This window comes from Neobacillus sp. C211 (assembly GCF_051842875.1).
Taxonomy (GTDB): domain Bacteria; phylum Bacillota; class Bacilli; order Bacillales; family Cytobacillaceae; genus Neobacillus.
Genome location: NZ_JBPXRO010000030.1, coordinates 14588 through 34072, shown reverse-complemented (window position 1 = coordinate 34072; position 19485 = coordinate 14588). Strand labels below are relative to the sequence as shown.

Genomic DNA, 19485 nt, shown 5'->3' with positions numbered 1-19485 from the left:
GTAGATATAGTCATAAATCTAAGGAGTGAATTTAATGAGCATGGATTTTAATTTTTTTATGAATGATGTTGTTAGCCAGGCACGTCAAGAAATCGTGTCTGCCGGATATAAAGAGTTGAAAACACCTGCAGATGTAGAGGAAGCACTTGAACAAAAAGGGACCACTTTAGTAATGATTAATTCAGTATGTGGTTGTGCGGGTGGTGTTGCACGTCCTGCAGCAGCACATGCCTTACATTATGATAAGCGCCCGGATCACTTTGTCACTGTTTTTGCTGGACAGGATAAAGAAGCAACCGAAAAAGCAAGAAGTTATTTCACTGGCTATCCGCCATCCTCCCCATCATTTGCCCTTTTAAAGGACGGCAAGATTATTACAATGGTTGAAAGACATCAAATCGAAGGTTTTGATCCAGCAACAGTCGTGTCAAAACTCCAAAAAGAATTTGATGAATATTGCGAAGAAGTTTAATATAAGATTCCGAATGAAGGAAAGGCCAAATCATCAATTGATTTGGCCTTTTGTTCTTGTCAAAATGATATTTTTAATGTATATTTATTAATTATTTTGCAATTTTAATCATATTAAAGGGGAGATTTTAGCATGAAGGATTTATTAAAAAATTATTTAGAAATTATTATGCATAGATTATGGGAGATAAGTGATTCTTTGTATCATCATCCTGAATTAGGGGATCAAGAATTTGAATCTAGCAAACAGTTAATAGAATTCCTTGAGGAACATAAATTTGTAGTTGAAAAAGGAATTGTTGGCCGAGCTACTGCTTTTAAAGCGGTATACGACTCTAAGAAGGAGGGACCAACGATTGCCTATTTATCGGAATATGATGCATTGCCTGTGGTTGGACATGGGTGCGGTCATAATCTGATTGGAACGATGAGTGCCGGGGCTGGAGCTCTCTTAAGTAAAGTGGTAGATGAAATTGGCGGACGTGTAGTTGTATTAGGAACACCTGCTGAAGAAACAAACGGTGCAAAAGTTCCAATGGCTGAACAAGGTATTTTTGATGGTATCGATGCAGCTATGATTTTACACCCGGCTGATGAATCTTATGAGAGTGGTGATTCATTAGCGATGGATGCGATTCAATTTGACTTCCGTGGCAGAACAAGTCATGCAGCAGCTTCTCCAGAGAAGGGAATTAATGCACTGGATGCTGTTATACAATTATTTAATGGCATCAATGCACTTCGTCAACATGTGACTTCTGATGTTAGAATCCATGGGATTATTAAAGAAGGCGGAGTAGCAGCCAATATTGTCCCAGATAAAGCAGTAGCTCAGTTTTATGTTCGAGCAAAGGATCGTACCTATTTAAACGAGGTTGTTCAAAAGGTAATTAATATAGCAAAAGGTGCATCTCTAATGACAGGTGCAGAGGTTCATATTGAAAACTACGAATTGAGCTATGATAATATGGTTACCAATCAAGCATTATCCCAATTATTCACAGACAATCTCTTAGCGGCAGGTGTAAAGCAAGTTAAGAAAGCGAAGGATTCATATGGTTCCATTGATATGGGAAATGTAAGTCATGTTGTTCCTGCGATACATCCTTATATTGGTCTTGATTCGCCTGGACTAATTGCACATACAAGGGAATTTGCCGACTTAACCATCACTGACAATTCCCATCAAATTCTTTCTAGAGGTGCCTTGGCCCTTGCCTTAACAGGATTTGATTTAATAACCAATAAGGAAGCATTGGAAAAAATGAAAAATGAATTTAGGCAAACAGTAGTAGGCAATCATTAACATAATCTCAAAAAGGCATCTCTTCTCAAGGAGGTGCTTTTTATTTGCTTTTAATATTAGTTCAATATATCAAAGTACAGAATTTTTGGAATATTTTTATATTAGGATAATATCTTTTCAAAACAAATCTCATGTGTTAATATTCGTTTTGTTGAATAAAAATTCAAATTCAAATTAGAATAAGCAGATATTATTAATCATAGGAGGAGACATCATGAAAAAAACATTTTTATTTTTTACCATGATTTTAACATTAGTAGTGTTGGCTGCTTGCGGCCAAGGTAATAAGGACGGAGCAAATGGAGAAAAAACAGGAGATAACAAAGTTTTAACAATGGCTACATCAGCTGATTTTGCTCCATTTGAATCAAGAGATCCATCAGGTAAGGTCGAGGGATTTGATATTGACTTAGCCAATGCTATTGCAAAAGAATTAGGTTATAAACTAGAGATTAAAGACATGAAGTTTGATGGTTTAATCGGTGCAATACAGGCTAAACGTGTGGATATGGTACTTGCTGGTATGTCAGCAACAGAAAAACGCAAACAAAATGTTGATTTTTCAACGGCTTATAATCATTCAGGTGAAATGTTTATCACACTTAAAGATTCTAAAATTAAAACTATCGATGATCTTAAAGGAAAAACGGTTGGAGTACAGTTAGGAACCATTCAAGAAGAGGGTGCCAAAACACTTCAAAAAAAGGTTGATTTTACGATTAAGCCGCTAGACAATGCAACAACTTTAATTCAAGAACTATTATCAAATCGTATCCAGGTTGCTTATATGGATAAATCAGTTGCAATAGGATATGTAAAGGAACAAGGTTTAGCTGGATTTGATGATCCAACAACAAGTTCTCCTGGAATGGCAGTTGCATTTCCAAAAGGCAGTGACTTAACTGATGATGTAAATAAGGTCCTTAAAGACATGGAGGAGAACGGAAAACTCCAAGAATTAAAGGACAAGTGGTTAAAAGACCAGCAATAAGCATAAAATGAATGGCTACTAGACTAATGGCGCAAAGAAAATTATAAAGTGAGGTGTAAGGCATGAATTTGGACTTTAGCCAAATTGTGCCTTATATTCCTTTTATTTTAGAGGGAATATGGGTTACATTAAAATTTGTTATTATTTCGATTATTTTAGGTTTTATCCTCGGCACAATTTTAGCTTTGTGTAAAATTTCACGAATCAAAGCATTAAATTGGTTTGGAGATGCATATACATCTATTTTTCGTGGTACACCATTAATTTTACAATTAATGCTAATCTATTTTGCGATCCCGCAATTAACGGGTTATGACATCTCACCATTTTTATCATCAATCTTAGCTTTTGGCTTAAATTCTTCCGCCTATGTTTCGGAGATCATCAGAGCCGGAATTCAAGCGGTTGATAAAGGTCAAACCGAAGCAGCTCAAGCACTAGGTGTTCCTTATCGTCTCATGATGAAGGACCTAATCTTACCTCAAGCACTAAAAAATATCTTACCTGCATTGATGAATGAATTTATTACCTTAACAAAAGAATCAGCAATCGTTTCTACGATTGGTTATCTAGATTTGATGCGTCGTGCGCAAGTTGTCGGAGCGGATACTTATCGTAATTTTGAACCATTAATCTTTGTTGGATTAATCTATTGGATCTTAGTAATGGTGCTGACTTTGGCAGGGAAACGGTTTGAACGGAGGCTGAAGTACAGTGATTAAAGTAGAAAACCTCTATAAACAATTTGGCAATAACGAAGTATTAAAAAATATCTCAACCAATATTGATAGTGGGGAAGTAGTTTCGATTATTGGACCATCTGGATCTGGTAAATCCACCTTTTTACGCTGTTTAAATTTATTAGAGACACCAACGCAAGGGAAAGTTTGGATTAATAATCAAGAGATTACTGATAGCAAAACGAATATAATGAAAGTTCGTGAACAAATCGGTATGGTTTTTCAACACTTTTATTTATTTCCACATCTGTCGGTTTTGGAAAACTTAACCTATGCTCCGATGAAAGTAAAAGGCGAATCGCGAGAACTTGCTGAAAAAAAAGCACGCGAATTGTTAGCTCGTGTGGGGCTTACCGAAAAAGAAAAAGCCTATCCGAATAATTTATCAGGTGGACAGAAGCAGCGTGTTGCCATAGCTCGTGCACTTGCCATGGAACCGAAGTTAATGTTATTTGATGAGCCAACATCAGCGCTAGATCCAGAAATGGTCAAGGAAGTACTTAATGTTATGAAGGATCTTGCTCAATCCGGTATGACTATGGCTATTGTTACACATGAAATGGGATTTGCTCGTGAGGTTTCTGACCGTATTATCTTCCTTGATGAAGGGGTATTACTAGAAGAAGGCTCTCCTGATGAATTTTTTAATAAACCTCGTACAAGCAGAGCAAAGGACTTTTTAGAGAAAGTATTGTAGTAGAATCAATCTTTACTATCAGGATTTCTTGCAAAAAATACTTTAATAGGGATATGCTAAAGATGGTCTAATCGATCATCTTTTTTACTTTTTCTATTTTGGGGAGATTACTATGAAATTTCGCATTGGCTACCGAACAATTAAAACAGCTGTTGGTACTGCTATTTCGATTTTAATTGCGCAGCAGCTTGGACTGGATAATTTTGCTTCCGCTGGCATATTAACCATTTTATGTATTCAGGTGACGAAGCGGAGATCGCTCCGAACAGCAGGAGATCGATTTTTAGCTTGTGTATTAGCGATGCCATTTTCGGCTATATTTTTTGAGGGAATCTCCTATCACCCAATTGTTATTGGGATCATGTTATTTTTCTTTATACCGACGATTGTGATGCTGAAGGCACCTGATGGTATTGTGACCAGCAGTGTCATTATTTTACATATTTATATGGCAGAGAAAATCTCCCTGGCAATTTTTTTTAATGAACTTGGTGTGATCACGATTGGAATTGGCGTGGCACTACTGATTAATCTTTATATGCCGAGCGTTGATAAAAAATTAAAGGACTATCAAAACGAAATTGAGGAGAATTTTAAAATCATTTTCGGTGAAATGGTATGTTATTTACGGACGGGAGATAGTAATTGGGATGGAAAAGAGATTACGGTTAGTGCTCGTTTACTAGATGAAGCTATAACGCTAGCTCTTCAGGATGTTGAAAACCATTTTTTACGAGATGACAATTTATATTTTCATTATTTTAAAATGCGAGGGAAGCAATTTGAAATTATCGAACGTATCTTACCGATAGTCACCTCCATTACACGTACAGTAAAGCAAGGGCATATGGTAGCTGAGTTTCTGGAAGAACTTTCTGAGAATGTTCATCCTGGAAATACAGCTCATATTTATATTGAAAAATTAAGAGAAATGAAAAAGGAATTTGAGGAAATGGAGCTCCCGAAGACAAGAGAAGAATTTGAAACCAGAGCAGCCTTACTTCAACTTGTAAATGAAATGAATGACTATCTGATTATAAAAAGTTCGTTTAAAGGAATAAAAACTTCTTCAAAAGTGAATGAACAGAAAAAGATTGAAGCAAACTAGGAAAAAAAGGCAGGTGGCTGCTTTGATAAAAATCTTATCGCCAATCCTGATTACTTTTTTCATTTCACCATTTTGGCCGTTGGGGCCAAACCCTATGCCAGGCGATCCATTTGTTATTGTTAACAAAAGTAACAATGAAATGGCGTTTATTGATGAAAACAAAGTCCAAACAGTTGTAAGTGTCGGGACGGGTAAAACCCAAGAATTAACTCCGGAAGGTCTTTTCACTATTACGGTAAAGGCAAAAGAGCCTTATTTTCGGAAAGGGAATATTTCTGGAGGGGATCCAAAGAATCCACTAGGGGCCAGATGGATTGGCTTTGATGCAAAAGGAACAGATGGCAGAACCTATGGCATTCATGGGACGAATCAGCCGGCTTCTATCGGTAAATATGTCTCTCAGGGCTGTATCCGCACACAGAATGAGGTTGTTACTTCGCTTTTTCCCTTAATTCCATTAGGAACAAAGGTATTAGTTATCTCTTCCAAAAAATCATTTGAGGCACTTGGCAAAGATAATGGGGCAATACAATAGGGAAAGGGACTGTTCAATTTGAACAGTCCCTTCCTTTTGTATATTTATGATAGAAATGTACCAATTCCGATTAGGAGAGTTGAGGCAAGCATAGCGAATAACATTAAATAAACAATGATTTTTCTCGTTTTCTTACTTTTCATTATGGGTACCTCCTTAACATTTTGGCGCTTTATATCTATTGTACAAGGAAAATCAAAAATGAACAACGGAACAACTAAGTAATTTAGGAAGGATTTATGAACTTTTTCACGAATAAGATAATTGTCGAATTAAATTTAATTTTTAGAACAGAGGGGTAATAATGATTAAAAAAGTCGACCATATTGGAATTGCCGTTAGATCACTTGAACATACGCTTCCTTTCTATACCGATGTATTGAATCTACCATTGCTAGGAATTGAAGAGGTTGAAACTCAACAAGTAAGAGTGGCCTTTTTAGAGGCAGGAGGTACAAAACTCGAACTGCTTGAGCCTACTTCGGAAGAAAGTACCATTGCTAAATTTATCGAAAAACGCGGTGAGGGCATTCACCATGTTGCACTTGGTGTTGTATCGATTAAAGAAAGAATTAGCGAAATGAAGGAAAAAGGGATCCGAATGATAGACGATCAGCCAAGACCTGGTGCTGGAGGAGCAAACATTGCTTTTATGCATCCAAAATCCACATCTGGGGTTTTATTTGAACTCTGTGAGAAGAAGGGGATGAAGGGGTAAATGATAGACATCTATGAAAAAATAAATGAGTTGTATGATAAACGTCGCGAGGTTGAACTCGGTGGCGGTGACGAGCGAATTGAGAAGCAGCATGAAAAAGGAAAATTGACGGCGAGAGAAAGAATCGATCTGTTGGTAGACAAAGGGACGTTTTTTGAATTAAATCCCTTTATTGAACACCGTACCAATGATTTTGGTCTCGACGAACAAAAGGGCCCAGGGGACGGGGTAGTGACTGGTTACGGCAAAGTTAATGGTCGGCCCATTTATCTTTTTTCGCAGGATTTTACGGTCTTTGGCGGTGCATTAGGGGAAATGCATGCAAAGAAAATTGCGAATGTGATGGATTTAGCAGCGAAAAATGGGGCACCCTTTATCGGTTTAAATGATTCTGGCGGGGCTCGCATTCAAGAAGGTGTTGTTTCCTTAGATGGATACGGACATATTTTTTACCGAAATGCCATTTATTCCGGTGTGATTCCGCAAATCTCAGTAATCTTGGGCCCTTGTGCAGGTGGTGCCGTCTATTCACCGGCAATTACTGATTTTGTGTTTATGGTCGAAAAAACGAGTCAAATGTTTATTACGGGACCTAAAGTCATCGAAACAGTGACAGGGGAGAAAATATCAGCTGAAGAACTGGGCGGTGCCAATGTACATAGCTCCATTAGCGGGAATGCCCATTTTCATTCCGATTCGGAAGTAGAGGTGTTACAGAACGTCCGCAGGCTTTTGAGTTATCTGCCGCAAAATAATCAAGAGAAGCCTCCAAGATTTGAGGTGCAGGAGGAAGAAGACTACCGTCCTGACTTAATGGATGTTATTCCCTTCGATACCGTTCGTCCATACGATGTCCGAAAAGTCATTGAGCATGTTGTTGACGAGGACTCTTTCATGGAAATTCATAAGGACTTTGCTAGAAATATTGTCGTTGGCTTTGCACGTATCAAAGGTGAATCAGTAGGGCTTGTCTGTAATCAGCCTAGGGTGATGGCTGGCGGCTTGGATATTGATTCCTCTGATAAGGCAGCTCGGTTTATCCGAACCTGTGATTCTTTTAATATTCCAATCATAACGTTTGAAGATGTTACAGGCTTCTTCCCGGGAGTTAAACAAGAGCACGGGGGAATCATTCGCCATGGAGCTAAAATATTATTTGCCTATTCCGAGGCGACAGTTCCGAAATTGACGGTCATTTTAAGAAAAGCCTATGGCGGTGCCTATGTGGCGTTAAATAGTAAGTCAATTGGTGCTGACTTGGTATTTGCTTGGCCCAATGCGGAAATTGCTGTTATGGGTCCACAAGGAGCAGCCAATATCATTTTTGCCAAGGAAATTAATAATAGCGAAGATCCTGAACAGACCAGGCAGCAAAAAATCGATGAATACCGTGAAAAGTTTGCCAATCCTTATGTGGCGGCGAGCAGAGGCATGGTCGATGATGTCATTGATCCAAGAGAAACAAGATTGAAAATAGTGCAGGGACTAGAAATGCTTAGAAATAAAAAAGAGTCAAGACCTTACAAAAAACATGGGAATATTCCACTATAGGATAATTTGAAATTGACTTCCTCCTCTTTCATTTGATGATATGAATAAGAAAGAGGTATACTGAAATAGTGATTACATAACATGGAGGGTCAATATAATGGTTAATCAGGAACGTCTGTTGAATGAATTTTTAGAACTTGTGCAAATTGACTCAGAAACAAAATTCGAGGCTGAAATTGCAAAGGTATTAAAACAAAAATTTATTGAGTTAGGACTCGATGTATTTGAAGATGATACCGCCGCTGTAACAGGCCATGGTGCAGGGAATCTAGTTTGCACGCTTGCGGCAACTAAAGAGGGTGTTGACCCGATTTATTTTACCTGTCATATGGATACTGTTACACCGGCTAAAGGTGTGAAACCATCGATTAAAGAGGGTTATGTGGTTACAGATGGCACCACGATCTTAGGGGCAGATGATAAAACAGGTATTTCTGTCATGCTTGAAACCATTCGTCAATTAAAAGAACAAAATCTACCTCATGGTTTGATTCAATTTGTCATCACTGTCGGAGAAGAATCAGGTCTTGTAGGTGCAAAAGCACTTGATTCTTCATTGATGAAAGCAAAATTTGGCTACGCACTGGATAGTGATGGCTTAGTTGGTAACATAATTGTTGCTGCTCCGACACAAGCAAAGGTAAAAACAGTTATTTACGGTAAAACGGCTCATGCCGGTGTGGCACCTGAAAAAGGAGTTTCAGCGATTACAATTGCCGCAAAATCGATTGCGAAGATGCCATTAGGAAGAATAGATCACGAAACTACAGCAAACATTGGCCGGTTTGAAGGCGGTCAGGCAACTAACATCGTTTGTGACCGTGTTGATATTTTAGCAGAGGCACGTTCGCTTATCCCTGAAAAAATGCAGGCTCAGGTAAGCAAAATGAAGGATGCATTTGAAACAGTTGCAGCACAAATGGGTGGCAGAGCAGAGGTAGATGTGGAAATCATGTATCCAGGCTTCAAATTTGGCGAAGGCGATCATGTTGTAGAAGTTGCACGCAAGGCAGCGGCAAAAATTGGCCGCAGTTGTGAACTGCAGCATAGCGGCGGAGGCAGTGATGCCAACGTTTTTGCTGGGTTTAATATTCCAACGGTCAATCTTGCAGTCGGCTATGAAGAAATCCATACAACTAACGAACGCATGCCGGTTGAAGAATTGTATAAGCTTGCAGAAATGACACTTGCGATTATCGATGAAGTGGCAAATCAATAATGTAGTTGTAAGGAGAACCTAACTGATGGTTCTCCTTTTTGATATAATTAGGGAAGAAAATTTGGTAAGGAAGTGCCAGCATGAAGGAAATGTATCCGAAAAACGGGAAAGTCATTTTACATGTTGATATGAATAGCTTTTATGCGTCGGTTGAAATGGCCTATGATCCCAAACTGAAGGGTAAACCGCTCGCAATTGCTGGAAATGTCGAGGAGCGCAGAGGGATCATTGTAACCTGCAATTACGATGCAAGAAAATTTGGTGTGAAAACGACGATGCCGCTTTGGGAAGCGAGAAAACTTTGTCCGCAGTTAATCGTCATGAAACCTAATTTTGAGCGTTATCGGGCCGTTTCCATTGGTATGTTTGAAATTCTCAGGCACTATACAGAGCTTGTAGAGCCCGTTTCGATTGACGAGGGATACCTAGATATAACGGAAAGCTTTGAATACGGCAGCCCGATAGAAATCGCTGAAAGCATTCAAAAAAGGATTCTGGAACAACTAGATATACCTTGCAGCATAGGTATAGCTCCAAATAAATTTTTAGCAAAAACGGCTTCAGATATGAAAAAGCCAATGGGAATTACGATTCTTCGTAAGCGTGATATACCAAACGTTCTTTGGCCCTTGAACACGAACGAAATGCATGGTGTCGGGAAGAAGACAGCGGAAAAGTTACAGACAATTGGGATTCACACCATTGGTGAATTAGCAAAAGGCAATGAGATTCAACTTAAAACGCTTCTAGGCATTAATGGCCTTCGATTAAAAGAAAGAGCCAATGGGATTGATCATCGCCTTGTTGACCCGGAATCGATTGAAGAATTTAAGAGTATCGGCAATTCAACAACACTGCCTAAGGATGTTAGTAATCAGCATGAACTTTTTCGTGTGTTAACATCATTAGCGGAAACGGTCTCTATCAGGCTGAAGAGAAAGAATGTCCTTGCCGGAACTCTTGGAATTACAATTCGCTATAAGGATCGGAAGACAATTACCAGAAGTAAAAAGCTTCCCAACCCCATCAGTCATAAAGATGACATTTCTTCCTTTGCGCAGCAGATTTTTCTAAAAGCTTGGAATGGAAATGCTATTCGATTGTTAGGGATCACAGGCAATGATTTAGTGGATCATGATCATGCCTATAAACAGTTAGATTTATTTTCCTATGAAAAGGATGCGAAAAAAGAGCCGTTACTTAATACCTTATCTAGTCTTCGTGAAAAGTACGGGAAAAGTATCATTGAAAATGCGGGGTCGCACCAAATGGATGGTTCTCACAATATCGGGACTGGAACAAGCTTTAATAAAGATTTTCTGCGGACCTTTCCTAATAAAAATAATGATCTAGACTAAAAAGCACCACTTTGCTGTTATAACAAAGTGGTGCTTTTGATTATTTACTTACAAATATCGACGTCTAGACCTGTTACAGGCCACCAGAAGTAGCCGTCTTTTTCTAAGAGTTCATCCACCTTTTTGGGCCCCATTGTCCCTGACTGATAATTGGGGAAGTAATCAGCCTTCGTGTTTTCCCAAACCGCCGAAATTTTATCAACAAAGCTCCAGGAATAAGCGACTTCATCCCAATGCGTGAAATTTGTAGCATCCCCTCGCATACAATCCAAAAGAAGTTTTTCATAGCCTTCAGGAGTGTTCATCGCATGGATTCCAGTATTGGCAAAGCTAAGTTTTACTTCTTGCGCATCCAAATGTCCGCCCGCTTTCTTGGCGTTTAGGTGCAGGGTAATTCCCTCCTCTGGTTGAATATGAATCACAAGGAGGTTCGGATTTAACATTTTGTCAGTTTGGTAATATAAATTCATTGGAATATCTTTAAATTGAACGACAATTTTTGTTGATTTTGTCGACATTCTTTTCCCAGTACGGATGTAAAAAGGAACACCAGCCCAGCGGAAATTATCGATCATAATTTTCCCTGCGACAAAGGTTTCTGTATTCGATTCTTTGTCCACCATTGGTTCATCACGATAGGCAGGAACCTGCACATCCTCAACCGTGCCCTCACCGTATTGTCCGCGAACAAAATAATTATTTACTTGTTCGCCCTCAACGGTTCGAAGTGCTCGAAATACACGAACCTTTTCGGAACGGATTTCGTCGGTTGTAAGGTTAATAGGTGGTTCCATCGCAAGCAAGGCCACCATTTGCATCATATGGTTTTGAAGCATATCTCTAAGGGCCCCGCTTGTTTCATAATAACGGCCGCGCTCTTCGACACCGAGTATTTCACTTGAGGTGATTTGAATATTTGAGATATAGCGGTTATTCCAAAGCGGTTCAAAAATAGCATTGGCGAAACGTATTACTTCGATGTTCCGGACCATTTCTTTGCCTAAATAGTGGTCGATACGATAAACTTCTTTTTCCTTAAACGCACTTCTGATTTGTTTATTAAGCTCGATTGCAGAGGCTAAGTCATGTCCGAATGGCTTCTCAATCACAAGTCGTTTGTAGCCTTTTACGTCCGTCAGTTTATCTGATTTTAAATGCAAGGCGATGGTTCCGAAAAATTCTGGAGCCATGGCGAGATAAAAAATGCGATTCCCTTCTAAATGATAATTTCCATCAATCTCATCTGCTAAATTTTTTAATATTGCATATGAATTGGAATCAGCGACATCATGTGATTGATAGTAAAAATGGGAGATAAATTCATCAATCTTGTCTTTGTTTCCTAATGCAGATAATACGGAGTCTTTAACGGAATGTTGAAACTCATCGTTAGAAAGGGACCTTCTGGCCACCCCAATAACCGCAAATTTATTTAATTTGCCTTTCTCAAATAACCGGTAAAGGGAAGGAAACAACTTCCGTTTTGCTAAATCACCAGTCGCACCAAAAATCATAATTAATGAAGTCACGTTTCCAGTTTGCGTCAAAATAAAAACCTCTTTTCTATTTATGTAAATTGTAAAATCAACAAATATCACATTTCTTGATTTTATAGCATTCCGTTAGACTTCGCAAAAATAAAACATTCAAGTCTCAATTATTTTTCACATAATAGTCCGTGCTATTCACTTATTAATTAAAGGTCCCCTAGGGAGAAATTGATTTCTTTTTGTGCTATATTAACAATATTGGATAAAAGGAACGGATTGAGAGGAGCTATTATTAGTGGATATATTTTTCTTAGGAACAGGGGCGGGGATGCCGGCAAAACTCCGCAATGTGACGTCAATTGCACTGAAATTGTTAGAAGAGCGGGGGGCCGTTTGGTTATTTGATGCCGGTGAGGCGACCCAGCATCAAATTTTACATACATCGTTAAAACCTCGTAGAATTGAAAAAATCTTTATTACTCACCTTCATGGTGATCATATCTATGGTCTGCCTGGATTATTATCAAGCCGCTCTTTTCAAGGCGGAGAATCCGAGGTAACGGTTTATGGACCAAAAGGGATTAAGGACTATATTCATGTCAGCCTTTCATTAAGCCAGACCTATTTGAAATACCCGTTAACTGTTATTCAAATTGACGAGGGGATTCTTTTTGAAGATGAGCAGTTTACAGTGGAAGCCCTCAGGTTAGATCATGGCATCCCTTCATATGGGTATCGAATTGTCGAAAAGAATCGGCCTGGAACATTACTTGCTGATAAGCTAAAGGAAGCGGGAGTACAGCCAGGGCCCATTTTTAGACAAATTAAAAATGGTGAAACAGTTACCCTTGAAGACGGCAGGACAATTGATCCGAGTAAGTTTCTAGGTCCTGAACAGAAGGGGAGAATTGTCACGGTTCTAGGGGACACAAGGTACTGCGAAAATGCGATTTCATTGGCTGAAAATGCAGATCTTTTGGTGCATGAAGCGACTTTTTCAGCGGATGAAGAAAAGCTTGCCCACGACTATTTTCATTCAACCACACATCAGGCAGCAGAAGTTGCTAAGAAGGCCGGTTGTAAGCAACTATGTCTAACCCATATAAGCTCCCGTTATGATCGAAATGCTTGGCGGGAATTGGTGGATGAGGCAAAGGAAGTTTTTCCAAATACAGATATAGCTGAGGATTTTAAAGAAATAAATATTCCTCTTCGAAATTAAATAGGGACATTCGCTAATTTTTTTGATTCGCAAATAAAACCGGGTTTTTCGCAAATAAAATAAATTGCCTGCTGATGATAGACATAAGAAGAGGATGTCCATTTAGAAGACACCCTCTTTTTGATTTATAACCAGCCGCGCTCGTATTGTTTAGGTCCCTCAATTGGAACCCCTAATTCTTTTGCTGCTGTCCGGGCCCAATATGGGTCGCGAAGTAATTCACGAGCTAGGAAGACTAAATCAGCTCTGTCATTTTGTAAAATTTCCTCGCCCTGGATCCCGGAAGTGATTAATCCCACCGCACCTGTTGAGATATCGGCGCCAGTCTTTATGGTCTCTGAGAATTTCACTTGATATCCAGGATAAACGTGAATATGGGCAGGTACAACGGCACCTGAGCTAACATCAATTAAATCAACACCTTGTTCTTTCATCCATTGGGCGAACGTTATGTAATCTTCAGCGGTTAATCCTTCTGCGTGGTAATCATGAGCAGATACTCTCACAAATAATTGACCTTCCCAAACGGTTTTCACTGCATCAATCACTTCTCGGAGGATTCGGTAGCGGTTTTCAGCCGAACCGCCGTATTCATCGGTTCTTTTATTGGAAAGTGGTGAAAGGAATTCATTGATAAGATACCCATGAGCACCATGGATTTCAATCACATCGAAACCGGCTTTTGCTGCACGCTCCGCGCCTTTTTTAAATGCTTCTACTGTTTCTTCAATATCCGTTTTGGACATTTCCTTTGGTGTTTTCATGTTTTCTTTAAAAGCAAGTGCAGAAGGGGCAAGAATTTCACCTTCTAATACGGCTTTTCTGCCGGCATGAGCGAGTTGAATCCCAGTCTTGGCCCCATGCTCCTTCATAAGACCAACAAGCTCAGAAAAGCCCTCTATATGCTCATCGCTCCAGATTCCTAAATCTCTAGGGGATATCCTGCCTTGAGGTGTTACTGATGTTGCTTCAACAATAATTAGACCAACCTGACCGACCGCCCTGCTTGTGTAGTGGGTTCGATGCCAGTTTTGAACATGGCCATCTTCATGACTGGAATACATGCACATCGGTGACATCACTATTCGATTTTTAAGTGTAACACCCTTTATTGTATAGGGTGAAAATAGTTTTACTGCCATTTCAGAAGCCTCCTGAATTCAATCTGAATTATCCTTTTCTAGTATAGCAAAAGGATCTTTTTAATGAAAAAATCAAGCTTCTAATCTTTTTCTCGCAGTTCACTTAACCGATAGGTGGTTCCTCTCCAAACAATACCGCCGCGCTTAAAGGTAAGAAGGCTCGCCCGAATAATCGAATAAATAAACAGTAAGGCAGTGATTGGAAAGACCAAAAACATCATAGGGGAGAATAAGGTTAATTTTTTTATGACAACCACATAAAGAATTCCGCAAAGAACAATATTTCCAAAGCTTAATAGAGCAACTGTTGTATTCCCTGAAAAAATCATCACAAAAGGCAGAACGTTGGTGATAAAAACCCCGAGGATTGCAAAGATCACCATGCTGATACGATAGTGCAATCCGGCAAATGTATTTTTCTCTAGTCCAACTAATGCTTCTTTTAAACTTCCATACCATTCCACTTCGATTAGATGAAGTGCAGTCACAATTCTTTGTCGGTAGCCTGCTTTTTTCATTTTCATCCCAAGTTGCAGGTCATCGTCCGGCCGCATTTTTATCTTCTCATGTGTTCCAAACGATTCATAAGATTTTTTTAAAACAAGAATAAACGCACCAATCCCTGTTCCGATTTTTGATTTTGGGTTATTTGCCAACCAAGGACGTTTAAAATAAGAAAAACCAAACAGGAAAAAGGCAACAAATGATTTTAACCAAAATCGGTTAGCGCTTAAGTTTGGTGCAGCGGTTAGATGGTCAAGCTTGTGTCTTTCAAAATAGTGGAGCGCTTTTGCGAAGGCTTGTTTTTCAAATTTTACGTCAGCATCGGTAAACAATAGCCATTTCCCTGAAGCTTGAAGTGCGCCCGTGTACAAAGCGTTATTCTTCCCAAGCCAGCCCTCAGGGAATTGATCAACATGGATGACTTTTAGGCGCGGGTCTATTTTTGTTAATTCTTCCATAATGGTTCCAGTCATGTCAGTTGACCGATCATTGACAAGTATCCATTCTACATTTTTGTAGGTTTGCTCCAGCTGACTAAGGATACTTGCTTCGATTTGTTTTTCCTCATTACGAGCGGCAACTACTACAGATAATAGCGGTCCAAGCTCCATGCCTGCTTCTTTTTCCAGCGGATCTATTTTTCGTAAACCAATCAGTCCGTCTAAAAGAAAAATAGTCCAGACTAGCATACCTAAAGAAAATAAGATCGTTAGCATCCACGACACTTCCCTAGCCTTTTTTCACTAGTGTAATGTAAACTAGGCAAAAGTCCAATTTAGGAAGTTTGGTCTGCAGTCTGAAGCCTAGAACTTAATTCTTCCCCCATTTTTTTGGATTGCGCAGTTGCTGCTTTAATACATGAAATAAATGCTTGCTGGACGCCGTGTCCTTCAAGAACTCTAATGCCAGCTTCTGTTGTTCCGCCAGGGCTTGTTACTTCCATACGCAGTTGAGTAGATGATTTGCTTGATTTTTTCACCATCTCTGCTGCCCCAAGTAGTGTTTGAACAATCAGTTCACTGGCCATTTTTTTGTCTAGTCCTACTTCTACTGCACTTTTTTCCATGGCTTCGATAAGATAATAAATATAGGCTGGCCCACTTCCTGATAGCCCCGTAACGGCATCTAACTGCTCTTCTTCTACAAAAGAAGCCAAGCCAACTGTTCCAAACAAGTTCTTGGTTGTTTCTAACTGCTGCTCGGTAACACGTTGATTCACGGCAACAGCGGTGGCCGATTTTCCAACAGCAGCCGAAGTGTTTGGCATCGACCTTACAATCGCAAGTGGTAATTTTGCCAATGTTTCAATTGTCATCATGGAAACACCAGCTAAGACTGAGACGACGAGCATTTGTTCCGTTAAGTGTTCCCGAATGGATTGGACGGCTGTCGCGACATCCTTTGGTTTCATTGCTAACATCACAATGTCCGCTTGATCAAACAGTTCATTCAAATTATAAGTCGTTCGAATTCCATAACGAGTTTCTAAATTAGTTAATCTTTCTTGATTAGAATTGTTTGTAATCCAGATATTTTTTTTATTAATTAGCCCATTTTCAAGAATTCCTGAAATGAATGCCTCAGCCATCGAACCTGCACCAATAATTGCTATTTTTTCCATTAATATTCCTCCATTTCGATTCTTAAGAAAACAAAAAGACCCCTCATCCGTAAAGGACGAAAGGTCTAGCTTCCGTGGTACCACCTTCATTTACCCTTGCTTAAATTGCAAGAAGGGTTCACTCGACTCCGATAACGCCGGAAATGCGTTAGGTTTTCCTAAGTGCTCCTAAGGTAGGTTCAATGATTAAGAGGGCGGTGAAGTCTTTCAGCCGTCGAACTTCACTCTCTTTCGCCATTTCTCATTTACTGGCCTTATTCATCGCTTTAACGAATTAAATTTTACTAGATTATGCAAGATAAACAACCCATCTGTCAATAGATAAGTTTATTGAATTTTTTATTTTTTCTAAAAAATTATGCAGAAATAATGACAATTGGTTAAAAAGTCGCTACACTTTAGTATATACAATAAATGTCACATAATGTTCATATCTATATCGTTGGGTTCTTTATTCGACAATAATGTTAAGGGGATTTAGTAATGACAAAATGGAAAGACGGAATAGCGAAAATTACGGTGCCGACTCCTTTTGCGGTCGGAGATGTCAATGTCTATTTGATTAAAGGCGAGCGATTAACGCTTGTAGACGCGGGCGTAAAAACGGAACAGTCCTGGATGTCACTTAAGGAGCAAATGGGGGATTTAGGCTTAAGTCCTGCTGATATTGAGCAGGTGATTCTAACACATCATCACCCCGATCATGTTGGAATGCTAGATTTTTTTCCGGATTCGTTAGAAGTATATGGTCATTATTTGAATGAACGATGGATTCACCAGACAGAAGCCTTTTTTCAAGAACAAGAGGAATTCTTCCGTGTGCATTTTCTAGAATTCGGGCTGCCCGAGGAATATTTTTCGTTACTTTCTAAGTTAAGAAAAACATTGAAATATTCATGTAACCGATCACTAACTGGACATCTTGTTGAGGGAATGAGACCTCCTGGGCTAAGTGAGTGGCAGGTCATTGAAACACCGGGTCATGCCCAAAGTCAAATTGCGCTTTTCCGGGAAAAGGATGGAATTTTGATTGGTGGAGATTTAATCTTAGCACACATTTCGCCAAATCCATTGCTCGAGCCGCCTGCCCCAGGTGAAACAGAAAGAGCGAAGCCACTGCTGCAACATAATGACTCCATGAAGAAGCTGCTATTGTATCCGGTCCAATGTGTCTACACTGGTCACGGCGAGGAAGTCTACCAGTTAGCAGAGTTGATTGAAAAACGATTGATACGCCAACACGAGCGGGCAATGACGGTTCATAGCTGGTTAAAAGAAGAGCAGCTCACCGTTTTTGAAATCTGTAAACGCCTGTTTCCATCTGTTTATCAGCGCGAACTGATGCTGACCCTTTCGGAAACCGTCGCACAACTTGACTATTTATCATCTATCGGGGAGATTATTAGTAAGAATACTAAGCCCGTGCTTTATCAAGCTAAGTAATATGCATTGGGTCAACTCAGATGAGGTGTAGAAATGGTTATGGAACATTTAAAAGGTAAAAATATCGTGATTACGGGTGCCTCCGGAGGAATCGGAGCGGAAATCGCCAAGCTATGTGCGGCAAGCGGTGCCAATCTTGTTCTGCTTGCAAGAAGCATTGGTAAACTCGAGCAGCTGCAAACGGAACTACAGCAAAAGTATCAAGTAAAAGTGGATGTTTTCAAGCTGGATGTCTCGGATACAGCTCAGGTGCAGGAGGTTTTTCAACGGATTTTCGATAAAATCGGAGAGATTGATATCCTTGTCAATAATGCCGGCTTTGGAATTTTCCGTGAAGCTCATTTGGCGACATTGGACGAAATCAAGGGAATGTTTGATGTCAATGTCGTCGGGCTTATGGCCTGCACAAGCATGGTGCTGCCGAAAATGCGGGAACGGCGTTTTGGTCATATTATCAATATTGCTTCGCAGGCTGGTAAGATTGCCACGCCCAAATCAAGTGTCTATTCTGCTTCAAAGCATGCCGTACTTGGATACACAAACTCACTGCGGATGGAGCTTTCCGATTATAATGTAAAAGTGACTTCAGTGAACCCTGGGCCAATTGCCACTAATTTTTTTAATATAGCCGATGAAAAAGGCACGTATGTTAAAAATGTGCAGAGATTTATGCTCAAGCCTGAGTACGTCGCTCAGAAGGTCGTTGACAGCATGCTGTCGAAAACAAGGGAGATTAATTTACCGCGCTGGATGAACATGGGGAGCGTTGTGTACGTCCTCTTCCCACGGCTGTTTGAGCGGATTGGCAGACGTGCTTTTAATCAGAAATAGTTTATAAGTAAATTAGGCCTCATTTTTAGAGGCTTTTTGTTTTGCTGTCATCCTGTTTCGACTTTGAAAATTGTCCAGCTCCAGCACCCTAGCGGCTAGTGTCCTTCGCTCTCCGCCCTACGATAAGTCAAGCACGAATGCGCCTTCGGCTCTTCGTGTTTCCTTTATCTCAGTTGGAGCGCTCCAGGCCATACGCCTCTGAACAGGGCGCTTACGCTTTTCTTTTCACTCTGCTAAATACTCGTATACCGTATCATTCACAATCTCGTATAAATCTGCAGTTGGTTCCTCTGCTTTCGTTTGAAGGATCTGTTTGCTTAGCTTCTCCAAATCGTTGTCTCCAATAGGCATTGTCCCCGTCTCATAATACTGTTTAAAACAATTTTTGATCATCTTTGCCACCAATTTTTTATCCATAAACATGCACCTCACTATCCATTATACTATGTTTTCCTCGACTTCCATAAAAGAACGGTGTTCAAAAATTTCCATTGAATACGAACGCATATTCGCTTATGATAATGAATATAATAAAAAG

The 19485-nt window shown here is 39.7% G+C and carries 20 protein-coding genes; 14 read left to right on the top strand and 6 right to left on the bottom strand.

What is annotated here, in order from left to right:
- Positions 1-34 precede the first annotated feature (34 nt).
- From ACSU6B_RS22925 to ACSU6B_RS22895, 7 genes are all read left to right on the top strand, one after another.
- On the top strand, positions 35-472 hold the full coding sequence (locus ACSU6B_RS22925; RefSeq protein ID WP_410888577.1) for a BrxA/BrxB family bacilliredoxin: 438 nt from the start codon (positions 35-37) through the stop codon (positions 470-472).
- Between the two features lie 132 nt (positions 473-604).
- Positions 605-1777 (top strand): M20 family metallopeptidase, encoded by a 1173-nt coding sequence (locus ACSU6B_RS22920; RefSeq protein ID WP_410888576.1) that lies wholly within the window; start codon positions 605-607, stop codon positions 1775-1777.
- Positions 1778-1991: 214 nt separating this feature from the next.
- Complete coding sequence (locus ACSU6B_RS22915; RefSeq protein ID WP_410888575.1) at positions 1992-2768, top strand: ABC transporter substrate-binding protein; 777 nt, start codon at positions 1992-1994, stop codon at positions 2766-2768.
- A 62-nt stretch (positions 2769-2830) separates the two neighbouring features.
- Positions 2831-3490: an amino acid ABC transporter permease gene (locus ACSU6B_RS22910; RefSeq protein WP_168245002.1), complete on the top strand. Its 660-nt coding sequence runs from the start codon at positions 2831-2833 to the stop codon at positions 3488-3490.
- Positions 3483-4205, top strand: a complete 723-nt coding sequence (locus tag ACSU6B_RS22905) for an amino acid ABC transporter ATP-binding protein (protein ID WP_410888574.1) — start codon at positions 3483-3485, stop codon at positions 4203-4205. Before ACSU6B_RS22910 ends, ACSU6B_RS22905 begins: the two co-directional genes overlap by 8 nt.
- A 112-nt stretch (positions 4206-4317) precedes the next feature.
- Positions 4318-5313: an aromatic acid exporter family protein gene (locus ACSU6B_RS22900; protein ID WP_410888573.1), complete on the top strand. Its 996-nt coding sequence runs from the start codon at positions 4318-4320 to the stop codon at positions 5311-5313.
- Between the two features lie 22 nt (positions 5314-5335).
- Positions 5336-5848: a L,D-transpeptidase gene (locus ACSU6B_RS22895; protein ID WP_410888572.1), complete on the top strand. Its 513-nt coding sequence runs from the start codon at positions 5336-5338 to the stop codon at positions 5846-5848.
- A 44-nt stretch (positions 5849-5892) separates the two neighbouring features.
- Here the strand turns inward: ACSU6B_RS22895 and prli42 are convergent, their stop codons facing one another.
- Positions 5893-5991 carry a stressosome-associated protein Prli42 gene (gene prli42, locus ACSU6B_RS22890; protein ID WP_179195915.1) on the bottom strand — a complete coding sequence of 33 codons (99 nt, stop codon included), beginning with the start codon at positions 5989-5991 and terminating at the stop codon, positions 5893-5895.
- 161 nt (positions 5992-6152) lie between these two features.
- On the opposite strand from prli42, the gene mce reads away from it, so the two are divergent.
- From mce to ACSU6B_RS22870, 4 genes are all read left to right on the top strand, one after another.
- Positions 6153-6566, top strand: a complete 414-nt coding sequence (gene mce, locus ACSU6B_RS22885) for a methylmalonyl-CoA epimerase (RefSeq protein ID WP_410888571.1) — start codon at positions 6153-6155, stop codon at positions 6564-6566.
- Entirely contained in the window at positions 6567-8117 is a 1551-nt protein-coding gene (locus ACSU6B_RS22880) for an acyl-CoA carboxylase subunit beta (RefSeq protein ID WP_410888570.1), read from the top strand.
- A gap of 97 nt (positions 8118-8214) precedes the next feature.
- Positions 8215-9336, top strand: coding sequence for a tripeptidase T (locus tag ACSU6B_RS22875; protein WP_410888569.1), 1122 nt, complete (start codon positions 8215-8217; stop codon positions 9334-9336).
- A gap of 80 nt (positions 9337-9416) precedes the next feature.
- Entirely contained in the window at positions 9417-10694 is a 1278-nt protein-coding gene (locus ACSU6B_RS22870; protein ID WP_410888568.1) for a DNA polymerase IV, read from the top strand.
- A 44-nt stretch (positions 10695-10738) separates the two neighbouring features.
- On the opposite strand, the gene zwf is transcribed toward ACSU6B_RS22870, so the two are convergent.
- The gene (gene zwf, locus ACSU6B_RS22865; protein ID WP_410888595.1) at positions 10739-12208 is read right to left on the bottom strand and encodes a glucose-6-phosphate dehydrogenase; all 1470 of its coding nucleotides are present in this window, start codon (positions 12206-12208) and stop codon (positions 10739-10741) included.
- 271 nt (positions 12209-12479) lie between these two features.
- On the opposite strand from zwf, the gene rnz reads away from it, so the two are divergent.
- A complete protein-coding gene (rnz, locus tag ACSU6B_RS22860) occupies positions 12480-13406 on the top strand; it encodes a ribonuclease Z (protein ID WP_410888567.1) in 927 nt (308 codons plus the stop codon).
- A 125-nt stretch (positions 13407-13531) separates the two neighbouring features.
- Here rnz and namA read toward each other — a convergent pair whose 3' ends face one another.
- The 3 genes from namA to proC form a co-directional block, all read right to left on the bottom strand.
- Complete coding sequence (gene namA, locus ACSU6B_RS22855) at positions 13532-14548, bottom strand: NADPH dehydrogenase NamA (RefSeq protein ID WP_410888566.1); 1017 nt, start codon at positions 14546-14548, stop codon at positions 13532-13534.
- Positions 14549-14628: 80 nt separating this feature from the next.
- The gene (locus ACSU6B_RS22850; RefSeq protein ID WP_410888565.1) at positions 14629-15768 is read right to left on the bottom strand and encodes a glycosyltransferase; all 1140 of its coding nucleotides are present in this window, start codon (positions 15766-15768) and stop codon (positions 14629-14631) included.
- A 59-nt stretch (positions 15769-15827) separates the two neighbouring features.
- Positions 15828-16673 carry a pyrroline-5-carboxylate reductase gene (gene proC, locus ACSU6B_RS22845; protein WP_410888564.1) on the bottom strand — a complete coding sequence of 282 codons (846 nt, stop codon included), beginning with the start codon at positions 16671-16673 and terminating at the stop codon, positions 15828-15830.
- Between the two features lie 483 nt (positions 16674-17156).
- Here proC and ACSU6B_RS22840 point away from each other — a divergent pair, with 483 nt between their 5' ends.
- Together ACSU6B_RS22840 and ACSU6B_RS22835 are read left to right on the top strand one after the other, a co-directional pair.
- The gene (locus ACSU6B_RS22840) at positions 17157-18116 is read left to right on the top strand and encodes an MBL fold metallo-hydrolase (RefSeq protein WP_215005131.1); all 960 of its coding nucleotides are present in this window, start codon (positions 17157-17159) and stop codon (positions 18114-18116) included.
- Between the two features lie 39 nt (positions 18117-18155).
- Complete coding sequence (locus ACSU6B_RS22835; protein WP_410888594.1) at positions 18156-18947, top strand: SDR family NAD(P)-dependent oxidoreductase; 792 nt, start codon at positions 18156-18158, stop codon at positions 18945-18947.
- 225 nt (positions 18948-19172) lie between these two features.
- Here ACSU6B_RS22835 and ACSU6B_RS22830 read toward each other — a convergent pair whose 3' ends face one another.
- Positions 19173-19364, bottom strand: a complete 192-nt coding sequence (locus ACSU6B_RS22830; protein WP_168244987.1) for a YqzH family protein — start codon at positions 19362-19364, stop codon at positions 19173-19175.
- Positions 19365-19485: the final 121 nt, after the last annotated feature.

Coding starts and splice junctions, on each gene's coding strand:
- ACSU6B_RS22925 (WP_410888577.1), top strand. CDS start 35: ATGAGCATGGATTTTAATTTTTTTATGAATGATGTTGTTAGCCAGGCA.
- ACSU6B_RS22920 (WP_410888576.1), top strand. CDS start 605: ATGAAGGATTTATTAAAAAATTATTTAGAAATTATTATGCATAGATTA.
- ACSU6B_RS22915 (WP_410888575.1), top strand. CDS start 1,992: ATGAAAAAAACATTTTTATTTTTTACCATGATTTTAACATTAGTAGTG.
- ACSU6B_RS22910 (WP_168245002.1), top strand. CDS start 2,831: ATGAATTTGGACTTTAGCCAAATTGTGCCTTATATTCCTTTTATTTTA.
- ACSU6B_RS22900 (WP_410888573.1), top strand. CDS start 4,318: ATGAAATTTCGCATTGGCTACCGAACAATTAAAACAGCTGTTGGTACT.
- prli42 (WP_179195915.1), bottom strand. CDS start 5,991: ATGAAAAGTAAGAAAACGAGAAAAATCATTGTTTATTTAATGTTATTC.
- mce (WP_410888571.1), top strand. CDS start 6,153: ATGATTAAAAAAGTCGACCATATTGGAATTGCCGTTAGATCACTTGAA.
- ACSU6B_RS22880 (WP_410888570.1), top strand. CDS start 6,567: ATGATAGACATCTATGAAAAAATAAATGAGTTGTATGATAAACGTCGC.
- ACSU6B_RS22875 (WP_410888569.1), top strand. CDS start 8,215: ATGGTTAATCAGGAACGTCTGTTGAATGAATTTTTAGAACTTGTGCAA.
- ACSU6B_RS22870 (WP_410888568.1), top strand. CDS start 9,417: ATGAAGGAAATGTATCCGAAAAACGGGAAAGTCATTTTACATGTTGAT.
- zwf (WP_410888595.1), bottom strand. CDS start 12,208: ATGATTTTTGGTGCGACTGGTGATTTAGCAAAACGGAAGTTGTTTCCT.
- namA (WP_410888566.1), bottom strand. CDS start 14,548: ATGGCAGTAAAACTATTTTCACCCTATACAATAAAGGGTGTTACACTT.
- ACSU6B_RS22850 (WP_410888565.1), bottom strand. CDS start 15,768: ATGCTAACGATCTTATTTTCTTTAGGTATGCTAGTCTGGACTATTTTT.
- proC (WP_410888564.1), bottom strand. CDS start 16,673: ATGGAAAAAATAGCAATTATTGGTGCAGGTTCGATGGCTGAGGCATTC.
- ACSU6B_RS22840 (WP_215005131.1), top strand. CDS start 17,157: ATGACAAAATGGAAAGACGGAATAGCGAAAATTACGGTGCCGACTCCT.
- ACSU6B_RS22835 (WP_410888594.1), top strand. CDS start 18,156: ATGGAACATTTAAAAGGTAAAAATATCGTGATTACGGGTGCCTCCGGA.
- ACSU6B_RS22830 (WP_168244987.1), bottom strand. CDS start 19,364: ATGGATAAAAAATTGGTGGCAAAGATGATCAAAAATTGTTTTAAACAG.